The sequence below is a fragment of the Salegentibacter sp. genome (genome assembly GCF_041642575.1).
Taxonomy (GTDB): domain Bacteria; phylum Bacteroidota; class Bacteroidia; order Flavobacteriales; family Flavobacteriaceae; genus Salegentibacter.
In genome coordinates this window covers 1-3,451 of record NZ_JBEPWD010000151.1, presented here as the reverse complement: position 1 = coordinate 3,451, position 3,451 = coordinate 1, and the positions used below count along the sequence as shown (strand labels likewise).

General features: G+C 44.0%; 1 protein-coding gene and 1 pseudogene. One reads left to right on the top strand and one right to left on the bottom strand.

Annotated elements, in window-relative coordinates; all coding sequences use genetic code 11:
- Nucleotides 1–62 precede the first annotated feature (62 nt).
- A complete protein-coding gene (lnt, locus tag ACESK1_RS12645) occupies nt 63–1,655 on the top strand; it encodes an apolipoprotein N-acyltransferase (RefSeq protein ID WP_372920541.1) in 1,593 nt (530 codons plus the stop codon).
- 710 nt (nt 1,656–2,365) lie between these two features.
- Here the strand turns inward: lnt and ACESK1_RS12640 are convergent.
- Nucleotides 2,366–3,451, bottom strand: a pseudogene (locus tag ACESK1_RS12640) (hypothetical protein); the annotation flags it as partial.

The following is a 3,451-nucleotide window of genomic DNA, read 5'->3' as shown; positions in this document are numbered from 1 at the left end:
TTTTCTTTATGCCGACTTAAAAACAAGCCACAGTTTCCTATTTTTGAAAAGAATATCACAATATGAAGAATTTTCTTTACGCATTTGTCTCCGGAATTTTTCTTGCCGCGGCCTGGCCTACCTATGGCTTTCCGTTGCTGCTATTTTTCGCCTTTGTTCCCCTGCTATTCGTGGAATTTAAACTGCGGAATTTCTCTAAGCGATTAACCGGCTGGAAGGTCTTCGGTCTGGCATATCTTAGTTTCTTCATCTGGAACCTCACCACCACCTACTGGCTTTATTTCAGTACAGCCTTTGGAGGGGCTTTCGCCGTCATCGTGAATTCCCTGCTTATGGCGCTGGTCTTTATGTTATACCACGTGGTGGCCAAACGTACCGGCTTTGGTGCTGCCGCGACTTTCCTGGTGAGTATCTGGATGGTCTTTGAGAAACTGCATCTCGAATGGGAATTTTCCTGGCCCTGGCTTAATCTCGGGAACGCCTTTTCAGAATATCACAACTGGGTTCAGTGGTACGAATACACGGGCACTTTTGGCGGAACACTCTGGGTGTGGCTGGTAAATATCGCTGTTTTTAAAGCTGTGATCCTTTACAGGGAATACAAAGATAAAGCCGTCATCTACCGCGGAATCTTCAAAACTGCCATTCTTATTCTCTTACCTCTCGGAATTTCGTGGATAATCCTGGCTAATTATGAAGCTGAAGGAGAAAAACTGGAGGTCGTGATCCTGCAGCCCAATATCGATCCGTACACTGAAAAATATAACATCAACGATACCCGAATAGGAGAACTTCTTCTTGATCTTGCTCAAGAAAAGACCACCGATAACACCCGACTCCTGGTGGCTCCTGAAACCGTTTTTGCCGACGGCACCGTCCTCCCTGATTTTGAAAGATCGGAAGCTGCTTTTTTCAGCAGGCAACTCCTTAAGCGTTATCCTAACATCAATTTTTTAAGCGGAATATCTTTTTACGAGCGGTTCAGCGACCCGAATAAAGTGAGAGAACAAAGCAATTACCTTGGCCCAAACGACTGGTACGACGATTATAATTCGGCATTTATGATGAACAGGACCGACTCCACTCAGTTGTATCATAAATCCAAACTGGTGGTTGGGGTTGAAAATTTCCCTTATCAGGACGTTCTTAAACCAATTCTGGGGGATGTTATGATAGACCTGGGCGGAACAGTAGCCATGAAAACCACCCAGGAAGAACGCTCTGTTTTCGAAATGGAAAACGGGAAAGCTGCCGCCGCTGCGCCTATCATCTGCTATGAATCGGTGTATGGAGATTATGTTACCGGTTATATCAGAAATGGCGCAGGCTTCCTGAGCATTATTACCAATGATGCCTGGTGGGGCGATACCCAGGGACATAAACAACACCTCAGCTACGCAAAATTAAGGGCCATTGAAACCCGAAAAGATATAGTGAGGAGTGCCAACACAGGGATTTCAGCATTTATTGATCAGAAAGGGAATATCGTAAAGAGCCTGGGTTACGAAAAACAAGGCAGTATCAAATCGGAGATCCTGGTGAATAACAAGCAAACCTTTTATGTGCAATATGGCGATTACCTGGCCCGGATAGCTCAGTTCCTGGCATTATTCGTTTTCTTGTTTGCTATGGTTAAATATCGAAGAACCCGGTGAATTCGTTAATTGGTGATTCGTTAATTCGGGATTCTTTAATTGGTTAATTTAGTTTATTCCTCTAAAACAAACCAACAAGGGCTCCTCCCTTTCTCAAAGGGAGCCCGCCAGAATGACGAAGTCGGGCAGGGTGGCTTTTCTGCGGTAGCAGAAAAGACGGAGGTTTTCATCTTATGACTCTGTGATTAAGTGACGCAGTAGCGTAGTTATTTTGAATTCAAGCCATGATGATTTTTTCTTTTATTTACCTAATCATAAAATTTTTTTAATAGGAATGGCTCCTCCCTTTCTCAAAGGGAGGTGGCTTTTCTGCGGTAGCAGAAAAGACGGAGGTTTTCATCTTGTGACTCTGTGATTAAGTGACGCAGTAGCGTAGTTATTTTGAATTCAAGCCATGATGATTTTTTCTTTTATTTACCTAATCATAAAATTTTTTTAATAGGAATGGCTCCTCCCTTTTTCAAAGGGAGGTGGCTTTTCTGCGGTAGCAGAAAAGACGGAGGGTTCCATCCTGGGAATCTGTAAATTTTATAATTTGTCGATTATTTGCTTACTTAAGGATGAGATTCCGGGTCAGGCCCGGAATGACGAAAGTAACTATAAAAGTCAAACAGCTAAAAGTCCAAAGTAAATTATAAACCGAAAGTTCCACGCCATACCCGCAAAGTTTAAAGCAAGCAAAAGAAAATCTACCGTCTAAAAACTAAGGACTAACGACTCCTCAAAACAAACTCCAGGGTATCCACAATATCTCCGTATTCGTCGATCTTGATTTCAAAAGAGATGGATTCCGGGTCTGACACATAACCCAACTTATCAAGCTGCTCCCGGTCGATCTCCGCGGTGTAGTTTCCGGGTTTTAGTCCGAGGTAGGTGAAGTAACCATCGCCTTCACTGAGGATTCTGGCGGCTCTATTTCCGTCTTCATCAAAAATGTTCACAATTATCCTGCCCTGGCCGCGTAGGCCATTATCATCCAGGTAAACCATCCCACCAACTTCTCCCATCACCTCTACAGGCACATGAACTTCCTGGAAATGATTAGGCACAGTATGCACCCTTATTTTCGGATCAGGGATCTTCCAGGCGATATTATCCAGACTTACCGGATCGATTTCCAATACGATATCTATATAAGGCTGCAGGTCACGAATCCTCAGAATTGTTTCATCTTCATGATAGCTCAGTCTTCCGGTACGGTTCTTTAGCTCCATTCCGGGAACTCCCGGTTCCATAGGATCTCTTTTTCCGTTTCCGTTGAAATCAAGGAATGGAATTATCGTTAAACCTGCTTTAGACATCGCACTTCGGTTACTGGTGAGAATATGCCCGGTGTTATCGTCCAGCATCATACTACCCCGCGCTGATTGTACAAAAGAGGAATTTCTGTTTCCTATCCTTGAGGTAAGTGAGGTTTGCGCAAAATCCAATGCGTACCGGAAACCAACCTCAAAAATATGGGCGTCCCGAAGGAAGTTATTTTCATAAGCCAGGTTCAGAAAACCGCGCTCAAAGATTGGCCGTTCCAATTCCAGGATCAGATTGTTGAATTGCGACCTGCTGTAATCATACTGTACCTGGGGAGAAAACAAGAAGCGCTTTGGCAATCTGTAGGTTTGGGAAAGCGAACTGTAAATAGTTGGCTGCTTTACCCTGTCGTTATAGATCCCGTAAGTGGTGAAATTGGTGCTTACCCCAAACAAAGCTCCCGAAAGCAGCATTTGCGCAGTGGTGAACTCGGTGGTAGGCATGATGATCTGGTTGAGGCTGAACCTTCCGAACATGGAGAAATTATT

Coding starts and splice junctions, on each gene's coding strand:
- lnt (WP_372920541.1), top strand. CDS start 63: ATGAAGAATTTTCTTTACGCATTTGTCTCCGGAATTTTTCTTGCCGCG.